Annotated in this window: 17 protein-coding genes; 9 read left to right on the top strand and 8 right to left on the bottom strand. The window is 65.3% G+C overall.

What is annotated here, in order from left to right; all coding sequences use genetic code 11:
* The first annotated feature begins 303 nt into the window (after positions 1-303).
* From AC3IPM_RS08575 to AC3IPM_RS08565, 3 genes are all read left to right on the top strand, one after another.
* A complete protein-coding gene (locus AC3IPM_RS08575) occupies positions 304-966 on the top strand; it encodes a TetR/AcrR family transcriptional regulator (protein ID WP_489303520.1) in 663 nt (220 codons plus the stop codon).
* A 44-nt stretch (positions 967-1,010) separates the two neighbouring features.
* A complete protein-coding gene (locus tag AC3IPM_RS08570) occupies positions 1,011-3,383 on the top strand; it encodes a 3-hydroxyacyl-CoA dehydrogenase/enoyl-CoA hydratase family protein (protein WP_489303519.1) in 2,373 nt (790 codons plus the stop codon).
* Between the two features lie 69 nt (positions 3,384-3,452).
* Positions 3,453-4,661: an acetyl-CoA C-acyltransferase gene (locus AC3IPM_RS08565; protein WP_489303518.1), complete on the top strand. Its 1,209-nt coding sequence runs from the start codon at positions 3,453-3,455 to the stop codon at positions 4,659-4,661.
* A 206-nt stretch (positions 4,662-4,867) separates the two neighbouring features.
* Here AC3IPM_RS08565 and galU read toward each other — a convergent pair whose 3' ends face one another.
* The 8 genes from galU to cmk form a co-directional block, all read right to left on the bottom strand.
* Positions 4,868-5,752, bottom strand: a complete 885-nt coding sequence (galU, locus tag AC3IPM_RS08560; protein WP_489303517.1) for a UTP--glucose-1-phosphate uridylyltransferase GalU — start codon at positions 5,750-5,752, stop codon at positions 4,868-4,870.
* Complete coding sequence (locus tag AC3IPM_RS08555; protein WP_489303516.1) at positions 5,749-7,656, bottom strand: polysaccharide biosynthesis protein; 1,908 nt, start codon at positions 7,654-7,656, stop codon at positions 5,749-5,751. Before AC3IPM_RS08555 ends, galU begins: the two co-directional genes overlap by 4 nt.
* Before the next feature lie 16 nt (positions 7,657-7,672).
* The gene (locus AC3IPM_RS08550) at positions 7,673-8,641 is read right to left on the bottom strand and encodes an MraY family glycosyltransferase (protein ID WP_489304052.1); all 969 of its coding nucleotides are present in this window, start codon (positions 8,639-8,641) and stop codon (positions 7,673-7,675) included.
* 10 nt (positions 8,642-8,651) lie between these two features.
* Positions 8,652-9,830, bottom strand: a complete 1,179-nt coding sequence (gene lapB, locus AC3IPM_RS08545; RefSeq protein ID WP_489303515.1) for a lipopolysaccharide assembly protein LapB — start codon at positions 9,828-9,830, stop codon at positions 8,652-8,654.
* 6 nt (positions 9,831-9,836) lie between these two features.
* Positions 9,837-10,127: a LapA family protein gene (locus AC3IPM_RS08540; RefSeq protein ID WP_489303514.1), complete on the bottom strand. Its 291-nt coding sequence runs from the start codon at positions 10,125-10,127 to the stop codon at positions 9,837-9,839.
* 103 nt (positions 10,128-10,230) lie between these two features.
* Positions 10,231-10,536: an integration host factor subunit beta gene (locus AC3IPM_RS08535; RefSeq protein ID WP_017355596.1), complete on the bottom strand. Its 306-nt coding sequence runs from the start codon at positions 10,534-10,536 to the stop codon at positions 10,231-10,233.
* A gap of 87 nt (positions 10,537-10,623) precedes the next feature.
* On the bottom strand, positions 10,624-12,309 hold the full coding sequence (rpsA, locus tag AC3IPM_RS08530; RefSeq protein WP_489303513.1) for a 30S ribosomal protein S1: 1,686 nt from the start codon (positions 12,307-12,309) through the stop codon (positions 10,624-10,626).
* Positions 12,310-12,505: 196 nt separating this feature from the next.
* Entirely contained in the window at positions 12,506-13,186 is a 681-nt protein-coding gene (cmk, locus tag AC3IPM_RS08525; protein ID WP_489303512.1) for a (d)CMP kinase, read from the bottom strand.
* A 194-nt stretch (positions 13,187-13,380) separates the two neighbouring features.
* Between cmk and ykgO the strand changes: the two genes are divergently transcribed.
* The 6 genes from ykgO to AC3IPM_RS08495 all read left to right on the top strand — a co-directional run bounded on the left by ykgO (position 13,381) and on the right by AC3IPM_RS08495 (position 18,220).
* Complete coding sequence (gene ykgO, locus AC3IPM_RS08520; RefSeq protein WP_057628212.1) at positions 13,381-13,506, top strand: type B 50S ribosomal protein L36; 126 nt, start codon at positions 13,381-13,383, stop codon at positions 13,504-13,506.
* Positions 13,507-13,666: 160 nt separating this feature from the next.
* Positions 13,667-13,993 carry a hypothetical protein gene (locus tag AC3IPM_RS08515; RefSeq protein WP_489303511.1) on the top strand — a complete coding sequence of 109 codons (327 nt, stop codon included), beginning with the start codon at positions 13,667-13,669 and terminating at the stop codon, positions 13,991-13,993.
* A gap of 46 nt (positions 13,994-14,039) precedes the next feature.
* Complete coding sequence (locus AC3IPM_RS08510) at positions 14,040-15,077, top strand: agmatine deiminase family protein (RefSeq protein WP_489303510.1); 1,038 nt, start codon at positions 14,040-14,042, stop codon at positions 15,075-15,077.
* A 479-nt stretch (positions 15,078-15,556) separates the two neighbouring features.
* Positions 15,557-16,444, top strand: coding sequence for a carbon-nitrogen hydrolase (locus AC3IPM_RS08505; protein ID WP_489303509.1), 888 nt, complete (start codon positions 15,557-15,559; stop codon positions 16,442-16,444).
* Between the two features lie 20 nt (positions 16,445-16,464).
* A complete protein-coding gene (locus AC3IPM_RS08500) occupies positions 16,465-16,995 on the top strand; it encodes a GNAT family N-acetyltransferase (protein WP_489303508.1) in 531 nt (176 codons plus the stop codon).
* Positions 16,988-18,220, top strand: a complete 1,233-nt coding sequence (locus AC3IPM_RS08495) for a TraB/GumN family protein (RefSeq protein ID WP_489303507.1) — start codon at positions 16,988-16,990, stop codon at positions 18,218-18,220. Before AC3IPM_RS08500 ends, AC3IPM_RS08495 begins: the two co-directional genes overlap by 8 nt.
* The last annotated feature ends 102 nt before the right edge of the window (positions 18,221-18,322 follow it).

Here is an 18,322-nt window from a genome sequence, read left to right as displayed (position 1 = left end):
CGGGCCACTGATCGGCCCGAGATTAACATGAAAAAAACCCGCGTCAAAACGCGGGCTTAGCCTGATATACGTGAGGCGATTCTAACGTGTCCCAGAGATGTCCGGTAGTGCCGAGCCATGCTCGGCAGGCCAGATCCCCACGAAGGAAGGCTTCTCCATTCAGATTGGTCAAGGTCGCCAGCCACGCACGGGGCCCACCCGGACATGGATGAACGGCTTCCCTTCCATTGTGCGCCGCACAATGCCAGCGCGCAGCCACAGGTCTAATATCAAACAATCGTTTGATTGAACCCTGTCCCGCCCATGGCCAAGCCCGCTCATTTCTCCACCAAGGACCGCATCCTCGGCGCCGCCGAAGAGCTGTTCGCCCAGCATGGCTTCGCCGGAACCTCGCTGCGCCAGGTCACCAGCCAGGCCGATGTGAACATCGCGGCGGTCAACTACCACTTCGGCTCCAAGGAAAACCTGGTCAACGAGGTGTTCCGCCGGCGCATGGACGAGATGACCAGCGCCCGCCTGTCGCAGCTGGACAGCGCCCGCCGCGAGCACCCCGGCGCGCTGCGCCCGGTACTGGCCGCCTTCGTCGAGCCGGCCTTGGCGATGGCCCAGGACCGTCAGAGCGGCGGCGCCTTCGTGCGGGTCATCGCACGCGCCTACGCTGAAAAGAACGACAACCTGCGCAAATTCCTCTCCGACCATTACGGCCACGTCCTGCGCGAGTTCGGCAAGGCGATCGCGGCCTGCGTGCCAGGCCTGAGCAAGGAAGAGCTGTACTGGCGGCTGGACTTCCTGGCCGGGTCGCTGACCTACGCCATGGCCGATTTCGGCCTGATCAAGCGACCCGCAGGTGTCACCGAAGCGGCGCATCGTGCCCATGCCGCCCAGGAACTGATCCATTTCGCCGAAGCCGGATTCCGCGCCAGCGCGGGCACCGCCGCTCCGTCGAGCTCCCTCTCCACCCCGTAGAGCCGGGCCATGCCCGGCTTCCAGACAACCAAAGGCTTATCGACATGTCCAATTCCCTGCTAGTCCGCCGCGCCGCCGTACTGGGTGCCGGCGTCATGGGTGCCCAGATCGCGGCCCACCTGACCAACGCCGGCGTCGACACCGTGCTGTTCGACCTTCCCGCCAAGGAAGGTCCGGCCGATGGCATCGTGCTCAAGGCAATCGCCAACCTGGGCAAGCTCAGCCCTGCCCCGCTGGCCAGCAAGTCCTACGCCGAGGCGATCACCCCGGCCAACTACGAGACCGGCCTGGAGCAGCTCAAAGACTGCGACCTGATCATCGAAGCCATCGCCGAACGCATGGACTGGAAGCAGGACCTGTACAAGAAGATCGCCCCGTTCGTGGCCGATCACGCCGTGCTGGCCTCCAATACCTCCGGCCTGGGCATCAACAAGCTGGCCGACGTGCTGCCCGAGCAGCTGCGCCACCGCTTCTGCGGCGTGCACTTCTTCAACCCGCCGCGCTACATGCACCTGGCCGAGCTGATCCCGGCCACCACCACCGATGCTTCGGTGCTGGAAGGCCTGGAAGCCTTCCTGGTCACCACCCTGGGCAAGGGCGTGGTGTACGCCAAGGACACCCCGAACTTCATCGGCAACCGCATCGGCGTGTTCTCGATCCTGTCCACCATCCACCACACCCAGCAGTTCGGCCTGGGCTTTGATGAAGTCGACGGCCTGACCGGCCCGCTGGTCGGCCGCCCGAAGTCGGCCACCTATCGCACCTCCGACGTGGTCGGCCTGGACACCATGGCCCACGTCATCAAGACCATGGGCGACACCCTGCCCAATGACCCCTGGCATGAATACTTCAAGTCGCCGAAGTGGCTGGAGGCGCTGATCGCCAAGGGCGCGCTGGGCCAGAAGACCGGCGCCGGCATCTTCCGCAAGGTCGGCAAGGACATCGTGGTGCTGGACCTGGAAAAGCAGGACTACCGCGCCGCCGACCGCACCGCCGCCCCGGAAGTGGTGGAGATCCTGAAGATCCGGAACCCGGCCGAAAAGTTCGCCAAGCTGCGCGAGAGCCAGCACCCGCAGGCGCAGTTCCTGTGGGCGACCTTCCGCGACCTGTTCCACTACAGCGCCTACCACCTGGCCGACATCGCCGAGACCGCGCGCGATGTGGACCTGGCCATCCGCTGGGGCTACGGCTGGTCGCTGGGCCCGTTCGAAACCTGGCAGGCCGCTGGCTGGAAGCAGGTGGCACAGTGGATCGCCGATGACATCGTGGCCGGCAAGAGCATGAGCAATGCGCCGTTGCCGGACTGGGTGTTCGATGGCCGCGAGGGTGTGCATGCCGCCGAAGGCAGCTACAGCCCGTCACGCAATGCCAAGCTGCCGCGCTCGGCACTGCCGGTGTACCAGCGCCAGCGCTTCCCCGATCCGCTGCTGGGCGAGCAGTTCAGCCCGGGCGAAACCGTGTTCGAGAACGACGGCGTGCGCATGTGGCACGACGGCGACGGCATCGCCGTGGTCAGCTTCAAGACCAAGATGAACACCGTCTCCGACCACGTGCTCAACGGCCTGCAGGAAGCGATCAAGCGCGCCGAGAAGGACTTCAAGGGCCTGGTGATCTGGCAGCAGAAGGAACCCTTCTCCGCCGGTGCCGATCTGGCCGGTGCGCTCGGCCTGCTGCAGGCCGGCAAGGTCGACCAGTTCGAAGAGATGGTGCACAACTTCCAGCGCACCAGCCAGGCGATCAAGTACTCGCTGGTGCCGGTGGTGACCGCCGTACGCGGGCTGGCTCTGGGCGGCGGCTGCGAATTCCAGATGCACAGCGCCAAGAGCGTGGCCGCGCTGGAAAGCTACATCGGCCTGGTCGAGGCCGGTGTCGGCCTGCTGCCGGCCGGCGGTGGCCTGAAGGAACTGGCCGTGCGCGCCTCCCAGGCCGCGGGCCCGGGCGGCGACGTGTTCGCCGAACTGAAGAAGACCTTCGAAACCGTGGCCATGGCCAAGGTCTCCAACTCGGCGGTCAACGCCCAGGAACTGGGCCTGATGCGCGCCACCGACAAGGTGGTGTTCAACAGCTTCGAAGCGCTGTACATCGCCAAGGCCGAAGTCCAGGCGCTGGCCGAAGGTGGCTACCGTCCGCCGATGCCGGCACGCCGTATCCAGGTGGCCGGTGACGTGGGTATCGCCACCTTCAAGATGATGCTGGTCAACATGCTGGAAGGTCGCTTCATCAGCCCGTACGACTACGAAATCGCCGTGCGCATCGCCACCGTGCTGTGTGGCGGCGAAGTGGATCGCGGCACGCTGGTGGACGAAGAGTGGCTGCTGACCCTGGAGCGCAAGCACTTCGTCGAACTGGCCCAGCAGGAGAAGACCCAGGCCCGCATCGCGCACATGCTCAAGACCGGCAAGCCGCTGCGGAACTGACGGAAGAAAACGGTAGTGCCGGCCGCTGGCCGGCAACCTCTTCCAACCCCTATTCAAGAGATCACTGCAATGACCAAGCAAATCCAGGACGCCTACATCGTCGCCGCCACCCGCACCCCGGTCGGCAAGGCACCCAAGGGCGTGTTCCGCAACACCCGTCCCGATGACATGCTCGCCCACGTGCTCCGCGCCGTGGTCGCACAGGCGCCGGGCATCGACGTCAACCGCATCGACGACGCCATCATCGGCTGCGCGATGCCCGAGGCCGAGCAGGGCATGAACGTGGCGCGCATCGGCGTGCTGCTGGCCGGCCTGCCGGACACCATCGCCGCACAGACGGTCAACCGCTTCTGCTCCTCCGGCCTGCAGGCCGTGGCCATGGCGGCCGACCAGATCCGCCTGGGCAACGCCGACCTGATGCTGGCCGGTGGTACCGAGTCGATGTCGATGGTGCCGATGATGGGCAACAAGATCGCGATGGCCCCGAGCGTGTTCGACAACGACCACGTCGCCATCGCCTACGGCATGGGCATCACCGCCGAGAAGGTCGCCGAAGAGTGGAAGGTCTCGCGCGAGGAGCAGGACGCATTCGCCCTCGCCTCGCACCAGAAGGCCATCGCCGCGATCCAGAACGGCGACTTCAAGGACGAGATCAGCCCCTACGACGTGCGCACCCGCCAGCCCGACCTGGCCGACGGCCGCCGCATCATCACCCGCGATCGCATCGTGGACACCGATGAAGGCCCGCGCCTGGATTCGTCCGCCGAAGGCCTGGCCAAGCTGCGCCCGGTGTTCCGCAACGGCCAGTTCGGCGGCACCGTCACTGCCGGCAACTCCTCGCAGATGAGCGACGGCGCCGGTGCGGTGCTGCTGGCTTCCGAGCAGGCGGTCAAGGACTACGGCCTGAAGCCGCTGGCCCGCTTTGTCAGCTTCTCCGTGGCCGGCGTGCGCCCGGAAGTGATGGGCATCGGCCCGATCGCCGCGATTCCCAAGGCGCTCAAGCAGGCCGGCCTGACCCAGGACCAGCTGGACTGGATCGAGCTCAACGAAGCCTTCGCCGCACAGTCGCTGGCCGTCATCCGCGATTGCGGCCTGGACCCGTCCAAGGTCAACCCGCTGGGCGGCGCCATCGCGCTGGGCCATCCGCTGGGCGCGACCGGTGCGATCCGTACCGCCACCCTGCTGCACGGCCTGCGCCGTCGCCAGCAGAAGTACGGCATGGTCACCATGTGCATCGGCACCGGCATGGGCGCGGCGGGTATCTTCGAAGCGCTCTGATGCATGCGGCGGTGCCGGCCCCGCGCCGGCACCCGTCACCGGTATGGGCATCGGCCCTTGGTCAATACGCTGAACGCAAAAAGGGCAGCCACGAGGCTGCCCTTCTGCTGTGTGCGCCCACATCCGATCGGTAGTGCCGAGCCACGCTCGGCAACGACCCCCAGGGCGCGGTCAACGGCCAGCCGGGCATGGCCCGGATCTACCCGTCAGCTGTCGGCCAGGGCCTTCTTCAGCATTTCGCGCGCGGGACCGGCCAGCTTCTCGTTGTTCAACGCAAAGCGGATGGTGGCCTCGACCAGGCCCAGATGGGTGCCGCAGTCGAAGCGGGTACCCTCGAAGCGGAACGCATCCACCTGCTCGCTCTTGAGCAGCTCGGCGATGGCATCGGTCAGCTGGATCTCGCCGCCCGCACCGGTGCCGGTGGATTCCAGCAACTCAAAGATCTTCGGGCTGAGCACATAGCGCCCCACTACAGCCAGATCGCTGGGCGCGTCCTCCGGCTTGGGCTTCTCGACGATGGCGCTGATGCGCCCCTGGCGGCCGTCGAACGCCTCGGTCGCCACGATGCCGTAGCTGCCGGTCTTGTCGTGCGGCACGTCTTCCACCGCGATGATGCTGGCACCGGTTGCCTGGTTGGCATCGGCCATCTGCTTGAGCGCACTGTCGCCGCGGTTCCAGATCAGATCGTCCGGCAACAGCACCGCGAACGGCTCATCGCCGACGATCGCCTTGGCACACAGCACGGCATGACCCAGCCCAAGCGCTTCGGCCTGGGTGACGAAGATGGCGCGCACGCCATTGGGCAGCACATGCCGGACCAGCTCGAGCTGCTCAAGCTTGCCGGCGCGCTCGAGCTTCTGCTCCAGCTCGTAGGCCTTGTCGAAGTAGTCGGCCACCGCATGCTTGTAGCGGTTGGTGATGAAGATCAGGGTGTCGCACCCGGCTTCGATCGCCTCATCAACGGCGTACTGGATCAGCGGCCGATCGATGATCGGCAGCATTTCCTTGGGCACCGTCTTGGTGGCGGGCAGGAACCGGGTTCCCAGCCCTGCGACCGGAAAAACCGCCTTGCGAATACGCTTGCTCGTCACAGCCTGTTGGCCTCTCGTGCCGGAAAGGGAAGCACTTTAGCCGACTCGACGTGATCGTCCTGTTGCAACGGCGAGAACTCGGGCATGGTCGCGAACAGGATGCTGTTGATCGCATCGGTGTCGTAGCTGGCGATCGCTTCGCGCAGCTTCGGTACGTTGCCCAGCACTTGTTCGCGGGCGAAGGTACGCACGCCGGCTTCGAGAATCTTCGGGTGCGCGGTCGGGCGATAGTCCTCGTCCGAATAGAACAGCGTCTCGTGCAGCTTCTCGCCCGGACGCAGGCCGGTATAGATGATCGCGATGTCCTTGTACGGCTGCTTGCCGGCCAGACGGATCATCTGCTCGGCCAGTACCCGGATCGGCACCGGCTCGCCCATGTCCAGGGTGTAGATGGCCCCATGCGAGGCCGACGCGGCGGCCTGCAGAATCAGCTGGCAGGCCTCGGGAATGGTCATGAAATAGCGGGTGACTTCCGGGTCGGTCACCGTCACCGGGCCGCCCTTGAGGATCTGCTCGCGGAACACCGGCACCACGCTGCCGGCCGAGGCCAGCACGTTGCCGAAACGCACGGTCACGAAACGGGTGTGGCTGGTCTTCTGGTCCAGGCTCTGGCAGATCATCTCCGCATAGCGCTTGCTCGCGCCGAGCGCGTTGACCGGATCGACCGCCTTGTCGGTGGAGATGAACACGAAATGTTCGATCCGCGCTTCGACGCAGGCGCGCGCCACCGTTTCGGTGGACAGAATGTTGTTGCGCACGGCTTCGCGCAGTTGGCGCTCCAGTACCGGCACCTGCTTGTAGGCGGCGGCATGGAACACGGCATCGACGCTACCCAGCGACAACGCGTGGCGGATCACCGCCGGATCGCCGCAGTCGCCCAGCACCGCTTCCACTTCCAGGTCCGGGAAGCTGCGGATCAGCTCGGCCTCGATGGTCAGCAGTAGCAGCTCGCTCATTTCCAGCAGAATGATGCGGCCGGCACCATGGCGCGCGCACTGGCGGCACAGCTCCGAACCGATCGAACCGCCCGCGCCGGTCACCAGCACGGTGCGCCCGCCCAGCCAGCCACGGATCAGCGACCAGTCCGGCAGGATCGGCTTGCGCCCCAACAGGTCCTCGATCGCCACTTCCTTGAGCTCGCCCGGCAGCGAATGGCCGAGCAGCACGTCATTGAGCTTGGGCACCATGCGGAACGGCACGCCGGTGCTTTCGCAGATCGCCACGACCCGCTGCATGCCGACCGCGTCCAGCGACGGGATAGCGATCACCAGCAGCTTGGCCGCGGTTTCGCGGACCACGGTCGGGGCGTCTTCGAGCTGGCCCAGGATCGGCAGGCCCTGCAGCTTGGCCCCCTGCAGGTGCGGGGCATCATCGAGCAGCCCGACCGGCTCGAAATCACCGGAGCGGCGCAGATCACGGACCAGCGCTTCGGCCGCCTGGCCGGCACCGAGGATCAGTACCCGGCGCGCACTGGCATCGAACTGCAGCGACTGGTAGTCCTTCCACGCGCGATACAGCAGCCGCGGGGCACCCAGCAGCGCCGACAGCGCGAACGGGTAGATCACCAGCACCGACATCGGCACGCCGCTGAAGCGCTTGTAGGCCAGCACCACCACGATGGCGAGCAGGCCGATGAAGCTGGCTTTGAAGATATTGAGCAGATCGGCGACGCTGGCGAAGCGCCACAGCCCCCGATACAGGCCCACCCGCCAGAACACCACGGCCTGGATCGCCAACACCAGCGTGGTGTCGATGTTCCAGAGTGGCAGCGAGGGAGCATCGGCCAGCATCGAATAGCGGCCGGCATGCAGCAACTGCCAGCAGGCCCAGACCATGAACAGGTCGTGGGTCACGATGGCAGCGCGCGGTAGCAAACTGGTGAAACGGTCCTGCCAAGGCGTCATAAACCAAACAATCCTTCTAGTTGCGCATTCCCTTGCGCAGGAGTAGCCAAAGACCAGTCGTCAACAACAACCACACGACGGCCACGGCAGCCTCCCACCTCGGCTGCAAATTGGTGCATGCATTAAACACTGTAATACTGAACAGGCCAAAAACAAAATACATCCCTGTAACAGAAGTGTGGCCTGCACCACCTTTGACAGCACGTTGGTACAGATGTTGGGTGTGGGCATCCATCCATCTCTGCCCGGACAGCATGCGCGACAGCAGTGTGAAGCCCGCGTCCACGAGAAAGGCTGAAAGCGGCACCAGCAGTAGCAACCACGAGACCTGGGTAGTGACACTGGCCAGGCACACCAGGGCGGCGATCGCATAGCCCAGCGCGCCACTGCCGACATCGCCCATGAAGATCCGGGCCCGGGGGAAATTGAACGGCAGGAAACCCAGGCAGGCCAGCGCCAGCACGATGCCGGCCAGGGCCAGCGGCCCCGGCAGCACCAGCGCAAAGGCCAGCCCGGCCAGGATGGCCTGGGAAGTCGCGATCCCATTGATGCCATCCATGAAGTTCCAGATATTGATCAGGGACGTCGTGAACAACAGCGCCAGCAGCGTCTGCCACGGATTGCCCGTGGCCTGCCAGACCAGCCCGGCCAGTAGGCTGGCGGCCACCACATGCACCAGCAGCCGGCGCAGTGCCGGTAGCGGACGATGGTCGTCCCACCAGCCGATCCCGGCCACCAGCACCAGGCCCAGCCCGAACACCAGCAATGGAGTGCGCGCACCCGGCCACACCAGGGCGGCAGACGCGGCAGCCAACAGCAGGGTCAACACGATGGCGATGCCGCCGCCGCGCGGAGTCGCCACGCCATGGCTGCGGCGCTCCCCGGGCTGGTCCATCAGGTTGCGGCGCAGCGCGTAGTGGCGCGCGCCCCAGGTCAGTGCCGCCGAGACAGCCAGCACCAGCGGCAGCGCACTCATCCAAGCCACGGACATGGGCTTAGAGCACCGCGTAATTCAGCAGCGGCTTGACCGTTCCCCATTCCTTGCAGCTGGGGCATTGCCAATGGTGGGTGCGGGCGCCGAAGCCACAGCGGGTGCAGCGGTAGGCCGGGTTGCGCACCAGCAACTGGTCGGTGATGTGCTTGAGATCGTGCAGGGTTGCGGTCGAATCCGCGCCCTCGGCCAGGGTCAGGTCGATCAGTGCCGACTCGCCACGCACCGACGGGCGGTCCTTGAGCTGACGCCCCAGGTAGGCACGTGCCGGGGCGACGCCCTCCTGCTCTTCCATCAACTGGGTCAGCGCCAGCACCGGGGCGATGCCACGGTAATGCTCGGTCATCTCCGACAGGAAGGCGCGCGCGCCGCCCATATCGCCGACCTTGCGGTAGTTCAGCATCAGCGGCTGCAGCACTTCCGGCAGGTATTCCGGATCGTTGCGCGCGGCGCGCTCGAACGCGCGCACGGCCGCCTCGGCATTGCCGGCGTCGTTCTCGAGCCGGCCTTCCAGAATGCCCGCGCGCACCGACATTGCGTCAGCCTGGTAGGCACGGGCGATGGCCGCCCTCGCCTCTTCGATCTTGCCGGCACCGCGGTAACGCTCGGCCAGCTCGCATTCGAACTGCCCGATCAGCTTGCCCATCGGCTCGCCGGTGACTTCTTCATAGCGACTGGCGTTGTCGATCGCCTTTTCCCAGTCGCGCTCGGCCTGGTAGATGCCGATCAGGTGCTTGAGCGCCTGCGGGGCGCGCTGGTCGATCTGTGCCAGTTCGGTGAACACGGTTTCGGCGCGGTCCAGCAGGCCGGACTTCATGTAGTCCTCGCCCAGCGCCAGCAGCGCCTGTACGCGCTGCGCATCGCTGAGGTCGGCACGGTTGACCAGGCCCTGGTGCAGGCGGATCGCACGGTCCACTTCACCGCGGCGGCGGAACAGATGGCCCAACGCGACCTGGGTCTCGAAGGTCTCCTTGTCCAGCTCGGCGATATGCAGGAACAGCTCGATGGCCTTGTCCGGCTGCTCGTTGAGCAGGTAGTTCAAGCCACGGAAGTAGGTGCTGGACAGGCGGCTGACCTGGTTGTCGCCATGCCGCTGCCCGCCGCGCCGCCCGATCACCCAACCGGACAATGCCGCCAACGGCAGGAACAGGAAAAACCAGAACCACTCGGTAACAAATTCCATCGGCGCTCAGCGTCCGTCAAAAGTAGAGGATGGGGAGGCCGCCGGCGCCGCGACCACGCTCGGGGCGGCCTTCTGCGCCTTGCGCAGCTTGGCGTACAACGGAATCACCAGGCTGGCCAGCACGATGCCGCCGCCGATGATGGCACCGGACAACAGGGCGATGATGATCGCCAGGCCGGTGGTGGAATTGATCTGGGTAAAGCCCAGGCTGATGACGATCGGATCCGAATTGAGCGCACCGATGATGAGCCCAGCCACGAGAACCGCCAGCAGGATAAGCAGACGTACGACTTTCATGCACCAGCTCCAGTTCCGGGAGGCCTCAAGAGTAGCGGACTAACAGCCCGCTCTACCAGCCAACCCGGTGGAAATCATGCATCCGCGCGGCGGATGCGGGTACTCAGGCAGGATCGCTTTCCAGCGGCACCACGGCGCTGACGCGTTCGCGCAGCTCCTTGCCCGGTTTGAAGTGCGGGACATGCTTGCCCGGCAACGCGACCGATTCCCCGGTCTTGGGGTTGCGCCCCAGCCGTGGTGGCCGGTAGTGCAACGAAAAACTGCCGAACCCGCGGATCTCGATACGATCCCCGCCGGCCAGCGCCCCACCCATCATTTCCAGCAACGACTTCACTGCCAGATCGACATCGTCCGACTTCAAATGCGCCTGTCGGCGCGCCAGGATTTCGATCAGCTCGGATTTGGTCATTACGGGCTCTTGGGGAGGAACTCAGACCCTGAAACGGCCCGGACTAGTGTCCGGGCCGCCCAGGAAACGACTACAGCGTCAGGCCGATTACTCGGACTTGTTGCCGTTCAGCTGTGCACGCAGCAGCGCGCCGAGCTGGGTGGTGCCGCTGGAAGCCGAAGAGGACTGGTATTCCTCCAGCACTTCGCGCATTTCCGCATCGTCCTTGGCCTTGATCGACAGCTGCAGGGTACGACCCTTGCGATCCATGCCCACGAACTTGGCTTCAACCTTGTCGCCGACCTTCAGGAACTGGGTCGCGTCGTCCACGCGCTCGTTCGCAACGTCGCGAGCGGACACGTAGCCTTCGATGCCGTCAGCCAGTTCGATGGTAGCGCCCTTGGCGTCCACTTCCTTGACCACGCCTTCGACCTTGGAACCCTTCGGATTGGCAGCCATGTACTGGCCGAACGGATCCTGCTCCAGCTGCTTGACGCCCAGGCTGATGCGCTCGCGTTCCGGATCGACGGCCAGGACGACGGCGTCCAGGTTGTCGCCCTTCTTGAAGTTGCGGACCACGTCTTCGCCGGTGGTGTTCCAGCTGATGTCCGACAGGTGCACCAGGCCATCGATACCGCCGTCCAGGCCGATGAAGATGCCGAAGTCGGTGATCGACTTGATCTGGCCCGAAACCTTGTCGCCCTTCTTGTAGATGGCGGCGAAGGTTTCCCACGGATTGGCGGCAACCTGCTTCATGCCCAGCGAGATGCGGCGACGCTCCTCGTCGACGTCCAGGACCATGACTTCAACTTCGTCACCGACCTGCACAACCTTGGACGGGTTGACGTTCTTGTTGGTCCAATCCATCTCGGACACGTGCACCAGACCTTCGACGCCCGGCTCGATCTCGACGAATGCGCCGTAATCGGTGACGTTGGAGACCTTGCCGAACACGCGGCTGTTGGCCGGGTAACGACGGGCGATGTTATCCCACGGATCTTCGCCCAGCTGCTTCAGACCCAGCGAAACGCGGTTGCGCTCGCGGTCGAACTTCAGCACGCGTACGTCCAGCTCGTCGCCGACGTTCACGACTTCGGACGGATGGCGCACGCGCTTCCAGGCCATGTCGGTGATGTGCAGCAGGCCGTCGATACCGCCCAGGTCCACGAATGCGCCGTAATCGGTCAGGTTCTTGACGACACCCTTCAGGATCGCGCCTTCCTGCAGCTTGTCCATCAGCTGCTCGCGCTCTTCCGAGTGCTCGCTCTCGACGACTGCACGACGCGACACCACGACGTTGTTACGCTTGCGGTCCAGCTTGATGAGCTTGAATTCCAGCTCCTTGCCTTCCAGATAAGCCGGGTCGCGCACCGGGCGCACATCCACCAGCGAACCGGGCAGGAACGCGCGGACATCCTTGATGTCCACGGTGAAACCACCCTTGACCTTGCCGCTGATGCGGCCGGTGATGGTTTCGTTCTTTTCCAACGCTTCTTCCAGCTCGTCCCACACCATCGCGCGCTTGGCCTTCTCGCGCGACAGAACGGTTTCACCGAAGCCGTTCTCGATCGAGTCGAGGGCAACCTTGACGATGTCACCTTCGGCGACGTCGATCTCGCCAGCGTCGTTACGGAACTGTTCGATCGGCACGATGCCTTCGGACTTCAGGCCGGCGTTGATCACCACGACATCGCCGCGGACTTCAACAACGACACCGCTGACGATCGAGCCCGGCTTCAGCTTGGCCAGATTGGCCTGACTGGCTTCGAACAGCTCTGCAAATGATTCGGTCATTAGATTTACTCTGTTGGACACATGGGCATTGGTCCCCGCGAGGGTCCCGTTTACTGCCCGCCTGTTGGTCGACCCCGGTAACGCAGGTCGTGTGTTAAGTAGGAAAACCGCCACGCATCATTGCGGGACGGAGCTTTTGTTGCCTTGCGATGGTGCGACAACCGCCGATGTTCCGACGGTCCTCCTGTACAACGGATCAGGCACCCGAAACCGGAAGCAGATCCAACACGTTGGCAACGACTGCGTCGATGCCGATGCCACTGGTGTCGATGATGACGGCATCGTCTGCCGGCTTCAGGGGCGCCACTGTGCGCTGTGCATCACGGGCGTCGCGGGCCATGATCTCGCGCAGGAGGTCATCAAAGTTAACAGAAACCCCCTTGTCTTTCAACTGCTTATGCCGGCGCTCGGCGCGCTCCTCGGCACTGGCGGTGAGGAAGACCTTGAACGGGGCGTCCGGGAAGATCACGGTCCCCATATCACGCCCGTCTGCGACGAGACCGGGCTCCATCCTGAATGCGCGTTGGCGCTCCTTCAGCGCCGCCCGGACCTCCGGAATGGCGGCAATGGCCGAGGCCAGGGCTCCGGTGGTCTCCAGCCGCAGCTCATCGGTAGCGTCGGTATCGTTCACGATCACCCGCAACCCGCCATCGGCCGCTTCGACGAAGCGCACATGGGTGTCAAAGGTGCAGCGGACCAGCGCCGAGGCGTCGGAGGTATCGATATCAGCCCAGCTGGCGGCCACGCCCACCGCCCGGTACAGGGCGCCCGAATCCAGGTAATGCCAGCCCAGCCGGCGTGCGACAATGCGGCTGACAGTACCTTTGCCAGCCCCGGACGGGCCGTCGATGGTGAGCACGGATGGAAGCTGATTCATGGGTTTCCCGGTAGATGTGACCGCCCATTCTAGCCCCTGCCCGGGGCGGCCTGAGACTTTTTTGGCCCAACCACTTGAAAGGATGGGAAAAAGCCCGGTAGAATGGCGGGCTTGAACGGGCGTCACCTGCCGATTGTCATCTGCATATCGCGGCCGCGCTCCAACCGAATCCAACGTTTACGCCGAGGTATGCAATGAAAGTCCTGTCTTCCCTGAAGTCGGCCAAGACCCGTCACCGCGATTGCAAGGTCGTCCGTCGTCGCGGCAAGATCTTCGTGATCTGCAAGTCGAACCCGCGTTTCAAGGCTCGCCAGCGCTGAGCCGGCTGGCCTCACGGCCGCCACCGGTCCCTCACCGGACCGGGTGATGAACAAAAAGCCGCCTCCGGGCGGCTTTTTGCTGCCGTTTTTGTTGTAATCGCCGGGTAGCTCACGACCGTGGGTCGTGGGGCCTTTCTTGACCACTGGGGAGTAGATCGAGATGAAGCGTTACCTGACCACCTTGCCGTTGCTGGCCCTGCTGGCCGCTTCCAGCGTCCATGCCGACACCCTGCTGATCGACCGCAGCCATGAAAAGCCCGCCACCGCCCTGCCCGTTCGCGGCCAGAGCATGCAGCAGGTCCAGGCCCAGTTCGGCGACCCGGGCGAGCGCCTGGACCCGCGCGGCGGACAGAAGCGCCAATGGCCGACCATCAATCGCTGGGTCTACCCGCAGTTCACCGTCTACTTCGAGAAGCAGAAGGTGATCGACGTGGTGGCCAACAAGGCCGACGCCAACGAAGTCGGCCCGAAGCCGCCGATCCGCTGACCCCTCACTTTCCGCCCGTCCTGTGGCGGGCCATCGCACCGAGACCATGAACGACACGCTCCGCTTTCCGGCCGAATGGGAAACCCAGTCCGCCATCCTGATCGCCTGGCCCCACGCCGACACCGACTGGGCCGACCGCCTGGGTGACGTCGAGGACACCTACATCGCGCTGGTCGCGGCCATCACCCGCTTCCAGCCGGTGCTGATCATCGTCGCCGACGATGACCTGGAGGCCTACGCCGATGCGCGCCTGCGCTCCAACCGGATCACCATGGAGCGGGTCCGTTTCGTCACCGCGCAGTACGACGATACGTGGCTGCGCGACTCGGGCCCGATCACGCTGCGCCGTGCCGATGGCGGCTTCCGCCTGCTGGACTTCCGCTTCACCGGCTGGGGCGGCAAGTTCGACGCGAGCCTGGATGATCAGCTGGTGGGCGTGCTGCACGCGGCCGGCGTGTTCGCGCCGAACGCGGCGCTACAGAGCATTCCGTTCGCGCTGGAAGGCGGCGGGATCGAGACCGATGGCGCCGGTACGCTGCTGACGACCTGGCAGTGTCTGCACGAGCGTCACCCGACGCGCGACCGCGCGTCGCTGAGCACGGACCTGGCCCAGTGGCTGCAGCAGGACCGGGTGCTGTGGCTGGACCACGGGTATCTGGAGGGCGACGATACCGATGCCCACATCGATACGCTGGCGCGCTTCGCCTCGGTGGACAGCATTGTCTACCAAGCCTGCGATGACAGCAGCGATTCGCACTTCACCGAGCTGCAGGCGATGGGCAACGAGTTGGCCGCGCTGCGCACCGCCGAGGGCGAGCCGTACCGTCTGTTCCCGCTGCCGTGGGCGCAGCCGGTGATCGATGAGGGTCGTCGGTTGGCCGCGTCGTATGCGAACTATCTGATCCTCAACGGCGCGGTGCTGATGCCGGCCTACGGGGATGTGGCAGACGACGCCGCACGCGACGTGCTGGCCCAGGCCTACCCGGACCGCGAGATTGTGCAGGTGCCCTGCCGTTCGCTGATCTGGCAGAACGGCAGCCTGCACTGCATCACCATGCAGTTGCCTGAAGGGTTGGTCGCCTGAAGCCTGCAAAGCTTGTAGAGCTTTAGAGCTTTAGAGCTTTAGAGCTTTAGAGCTTTAGAGCTTTAGAGCGCAGAGCAGCGTTTCGGTTGTCGCGCGCTGGGCGGGGGCCGGGCATCCCCCTCCGGGACACGCCGCAAGTACGTCCCTGTAGGCTACTCCACGGCATCCATGCCGTGGAGTGTCCCTCCGGGGGATGCCCGGCCCCCGCCCTCGACAGAATGCGTGCAGCGGCAGGAACAGCAGGTGGCGCTTGGTGGTTGCCGTGGCTTTTCGTGGCCGCCAGCGGCTGGGCCGGACCGCGGAGCGGGGTTCACGGCGTGTCCCGTCCCCCCGTGCCCGATGGCCCTGCCCATAGAGATGTTCCCGCCGAGGGCTGTTCGCGGAAAGTGTGAAGTCCGGCTCGGGGCATTTAGCGGCCAGCACGCCGCGTGCACCCATCCGCGATAAACTGCGTTTTTCCCCCGCAGGACCGCATCCGGATGAGCTCACGCCACACCCTTTCCGTCGCCCTGATCCAGGAGCGCAACCATGGCGACGCCGAGGCCAACCTGGCCGTGATCGAAGCGCGCGTGGCTGAAGCGGCCGCACAGGGTGCCAAGTTGATCCTGCTGCAGGAACTGCACAACGGCGCGTACTTCTGCCAGCACGAGTCGGTGGACGAGTTCGACCTGGCCGAGCCGATCCCGGGCCCCAGCACCGAACGCCTTGGCGCACTGGCCAAAAAGCATGCGGTGGTGATCGTCGGCTCGCTGTTCGAGCGCCGCGCCGCCGGCCTGTACCACAACACCGCGGTCGTCTTTGAAAAGGACGGCACGCTGTTGGGCAAGTACCGCAAGATGCACATCCCGGATGATCCGGGCTTCTACGAAAAGTTCTACTTCACCCCGGGCGACATCGGCTTCAAGCCGATTGATACCTCCGTCGGCCGTCTGGGCGTGCTGGTGTGCTGGGACCAGTGGTACCCGGAAGCGGCGCGACTGATGGCGCTGGCCGGTGCCGAGCTGCTGCTGTATCCCACCGCGATCGGCTGGGACCCGGATGACCAGCAGGACGAGAAGAACCGCCAGCGCGATGCGTGGGTGCTGAGCCATCGCGGCCACGCCGTGGCCAACGGCCTGCCGGTGCTGAGCTGCAACCGTGTCGGCCATGAAGCCTCGCCGCTGGGTGCTTCGGGCATCCAGTTCTGGGGCAACAGCCACGTGCTCGGCCCGCAGGGCGAGTTCATCGCCGAGGCCGGTACCGAGCCGACCGTGTTGATGTGCGAGGTGGACCTGCAGCGCAGCGAGCATGTGCGCCGGATCTGGCCGTTCCTGCGTGATCGTCGCATCGATGCGTATGGCGACCTGCTCAAGCGCTACATCGACTGAGCCGACAGGACCCCTGCCCCGTGACCGTACTGCTGCGCGATGCCCGCGACGGCGACATCGAGGCCATCACCGCGATCTACGCGGTGGAGGTCACTGATTTCGTCAACACCTATGAGTACGACATCCCCGACGCCAGCGAGATGCTGCGGCGCATGCACGACATGCTCGGCCGTGGCTTTCCCTACCTCGTGGCCGAGGTCGATGGGCAGGTGGCCGGTTACGCCTACGCCAATACCTACCGTGGCCGGATCGCCTACCAGTGGACCGTGGAGAACTCGGTCTACGTGGATGCCGCATTCCAGGGACGCGGGGTCGGCACGGCGCTGATGCAGGGCCTGATCGATGCCTGCGTGGCACGTGGCTACCGGCAGATGGTGGCGGTGATCGGCGAACCGACCAACACCGCTTCGATCAAACTGCACGAACGCTTCGGCTTCCATACCGTTGGCGTTTTCCGCGGCCTCGGCCGCAAGCATGGCCGCTGGCTGGACACCGTCCAGATGCAGCGCGCGCTCGGCGATGGTGCCGACAGCGCCCCTTCGAATGAATGACGCAATGACTGATACCCAGATCGATACCGACGACACCCTGTTCGCCGGCCAACCCGTGCGCGTGGTCGAACGCGACGGCGTGCGCTACACCCTGCTGGGCACCGCGCACGTCTCCCAGGCCAGCGTGGAAGCGGTGGAGCGCGCGATCGGCAGCGGCCGTTTCGATGCGGTCGCCGTGGAGCTCGACGCGCAGCGCCTGCAGGCGCTGACCAACCCGGACGCGCTGGCCAAGCTGGACCTGGTCGAGGTGATCCGCAAGGGCCGCGTCGCTCTGTTCGCCGCCAACCTGGCACTGGCCGCCTACCAGCGCCGCCTCGCCGAGCAGCTGGGGATCGAGCCCGGTGCCGAGCTCAAGCGTGCAGTCACCCTGGCCGGCGAGCACAACCTGCCGGTGCACCTGATCGACCGCGAAGTGGGCCTGACCTTCAAGCGTGCGTCGCAGCGGCTGGGCTTCTTCGGCAAGATCAAACTGGTGATGGGCCTGGGTGCCGGCCTGTTCGCGTCGGAAGACGTTGGCGAGGACGAAATCGAGAAGCTCAAGCAGGGCGACATGCTCGAAGCCAGCTTCGGCGAGTTCGCCAGCGAGAGCCCCGAGCTTTACGAAACCATCATCGGCGAACGCGACCGTTACATGGCCACGCGTCTGCGCGAGGTGCATGACCCGGCCCAGCGCGAAGTGCTGGCCGTGGTCGGCGCCGGGCACCTGGCCGGGCTGGCCAAGTATCTGGAAACCGATACCGATGCGCCGGGCCCGTTGCGTGCTTCGCTGGAAGACGTGCCGAAGAAGCGCAACATCCCGTGGATCACGCTGACCATCCTGACCGTGGTGCTGGCCGGGATCGCGCTGGGCTTCTACCGCGGCGGGCTGGGCATGGGTGGCGAGCTGCTGGCTACCTGGGCGATGTATACCGGCGGCCTGGCCGGGCTGGGCTGCCTGTTGGCGGGCAGCCATCCGTTGAGCATCCTCACCGCGATCGTGGTCGCGCCGTTCAAGCCGTTCCGGCTGAGCATTCCGACCGGCGCGTTCTCGGCGCTGGTCGAAGCACGCCTGCGCAAGCCGGCCTATGAAGACTTCCTGATGCTGCGCGACGATGCGCAGAGCGTGAAGGGCTGGTACCGCAACCGGGTCACCCGGGTGGTGCTGACCTTCATGCTCACCAACCTGGGCAGCATGCTGGGCCTGTGGCTCACCGGGTTCCAGGTGTGGGGCAAGGTCGCGGGGTAACGCGCAGGCCTTGGGGTGGCCTTCAAGGGCCACTGCTCTGTCTTCGTTCTGGGTCTGAGGCGAGCGTTGGGGCCCGCGCCCCAGCCATCCGCACCGCAGGGC

This window comes from Stenotrophomonas sp. GL_111 (assembly GCF_057835245.1).
The sequence above is the reverse complement of the archived record's forward strand: the minus strand, read 5'-3'. Positions and strand labels throughout refer to the sequence as shown.

Bases quoted from the DNA above. Each gene is read 5' to 3' on its own strand.
- AC3IPM_RS08505 (WP_489303509.1), top strand. From the start codon at position 15,557: ATGAGCTCACGCCACACCCTTTCCGTCGCCCTGATCCAGGAGCGCAAC.
- AC3IPM_RS08565 (WP_489303518.1), top strand. From the start codon at position 3,453: ATGACCAAGCAAATCCAGGACGCCTACATCGTCGCCGCCACCCGCACC.
- AC3IPM_RS08570 (WP_489303519.1), top strand. From the start codon at position 1,011: ATGTCCAATTCCCTGCTAGTCCGCCGCGCCGCCGTACTGGGTGCCGGC.
- AC3IPM_RS08495 (WP_489303507.1), top strand. From the start codon at position 16,988: ATGAATGACGCAATGACTGATACCCAGATCGATACCGACGACACCCTG.
- AC3IPM_RS08555 (WP_489303516.1), bottom strand. From the start codon at position 7,656: ATGACGCCTTGGCAGGACCGTTTCACCAGTTTGCTACCGCGCGCTGCC.
- lapB (WP_489303515.1), bottom strand. From the start codon at position 9,830: ATGGAATTTGTTACCGAGTGGTTCTGGTTTTTCCTGTTCCTGCCGTTG.
- AC3IPM_RS08515 (WP_489303511.1), top strand. From the start codon at position 13,667: ATGAAGCGTTACCTGACCACCTTGCCGTTGCTGGCCCTGCTGGCCGCT.
- AC3IPM_RS08540 (WP_489303514.1), bottom strand. From the start codon at position 10,127: ATGAAAGTCGTACGTCTGCTTATCCTGCTGGCGGTTCTCGTGGCTGGG.
- cmk (WP_489303512.1), bottom strand. From the start codon at position 13,186: ATGAATCAGCTTCCATCCGTGCTCACCATCGACGGCCCGTCCGGGGCT.
- rpsA (WP_489303513.1), bottom strand. From the start codon at position 12,309: ATGACCGAATCATTTGCAGAGCTGTTCGAAGCCAGTCAGGCCAATCTG.
- AC3IPM_RS08510 (WP_489303510.1), top strand. From the start codon at position 14,040: ATGAACGACACGCTCCGCTTTCCGGCCGAATGGGAAACCCAGTCCGCC.
- AC3IPM_RS08575 (WP_489303520.1), top strand. From the start codon at position 304: ATGGCCAAGCCCGCTCATTTCTCCACCAAGGACCGCATCCTCGGCGCC.
- AC3IPM_RS08535 (WP_017355596.1), bottom strand. From the start codon at position 10,536: ATGACCAAATCCGAGCTGATCGAAATCCTGGCGCGCCGACAGGCGCAT.
- ykgO (WP_057628212.1), top strand. From the start codon at position 13,381: ATGAAAGTCCTGTCTTCCCTGAAGTCGGCCAAGACCCGTCACCGCGAT.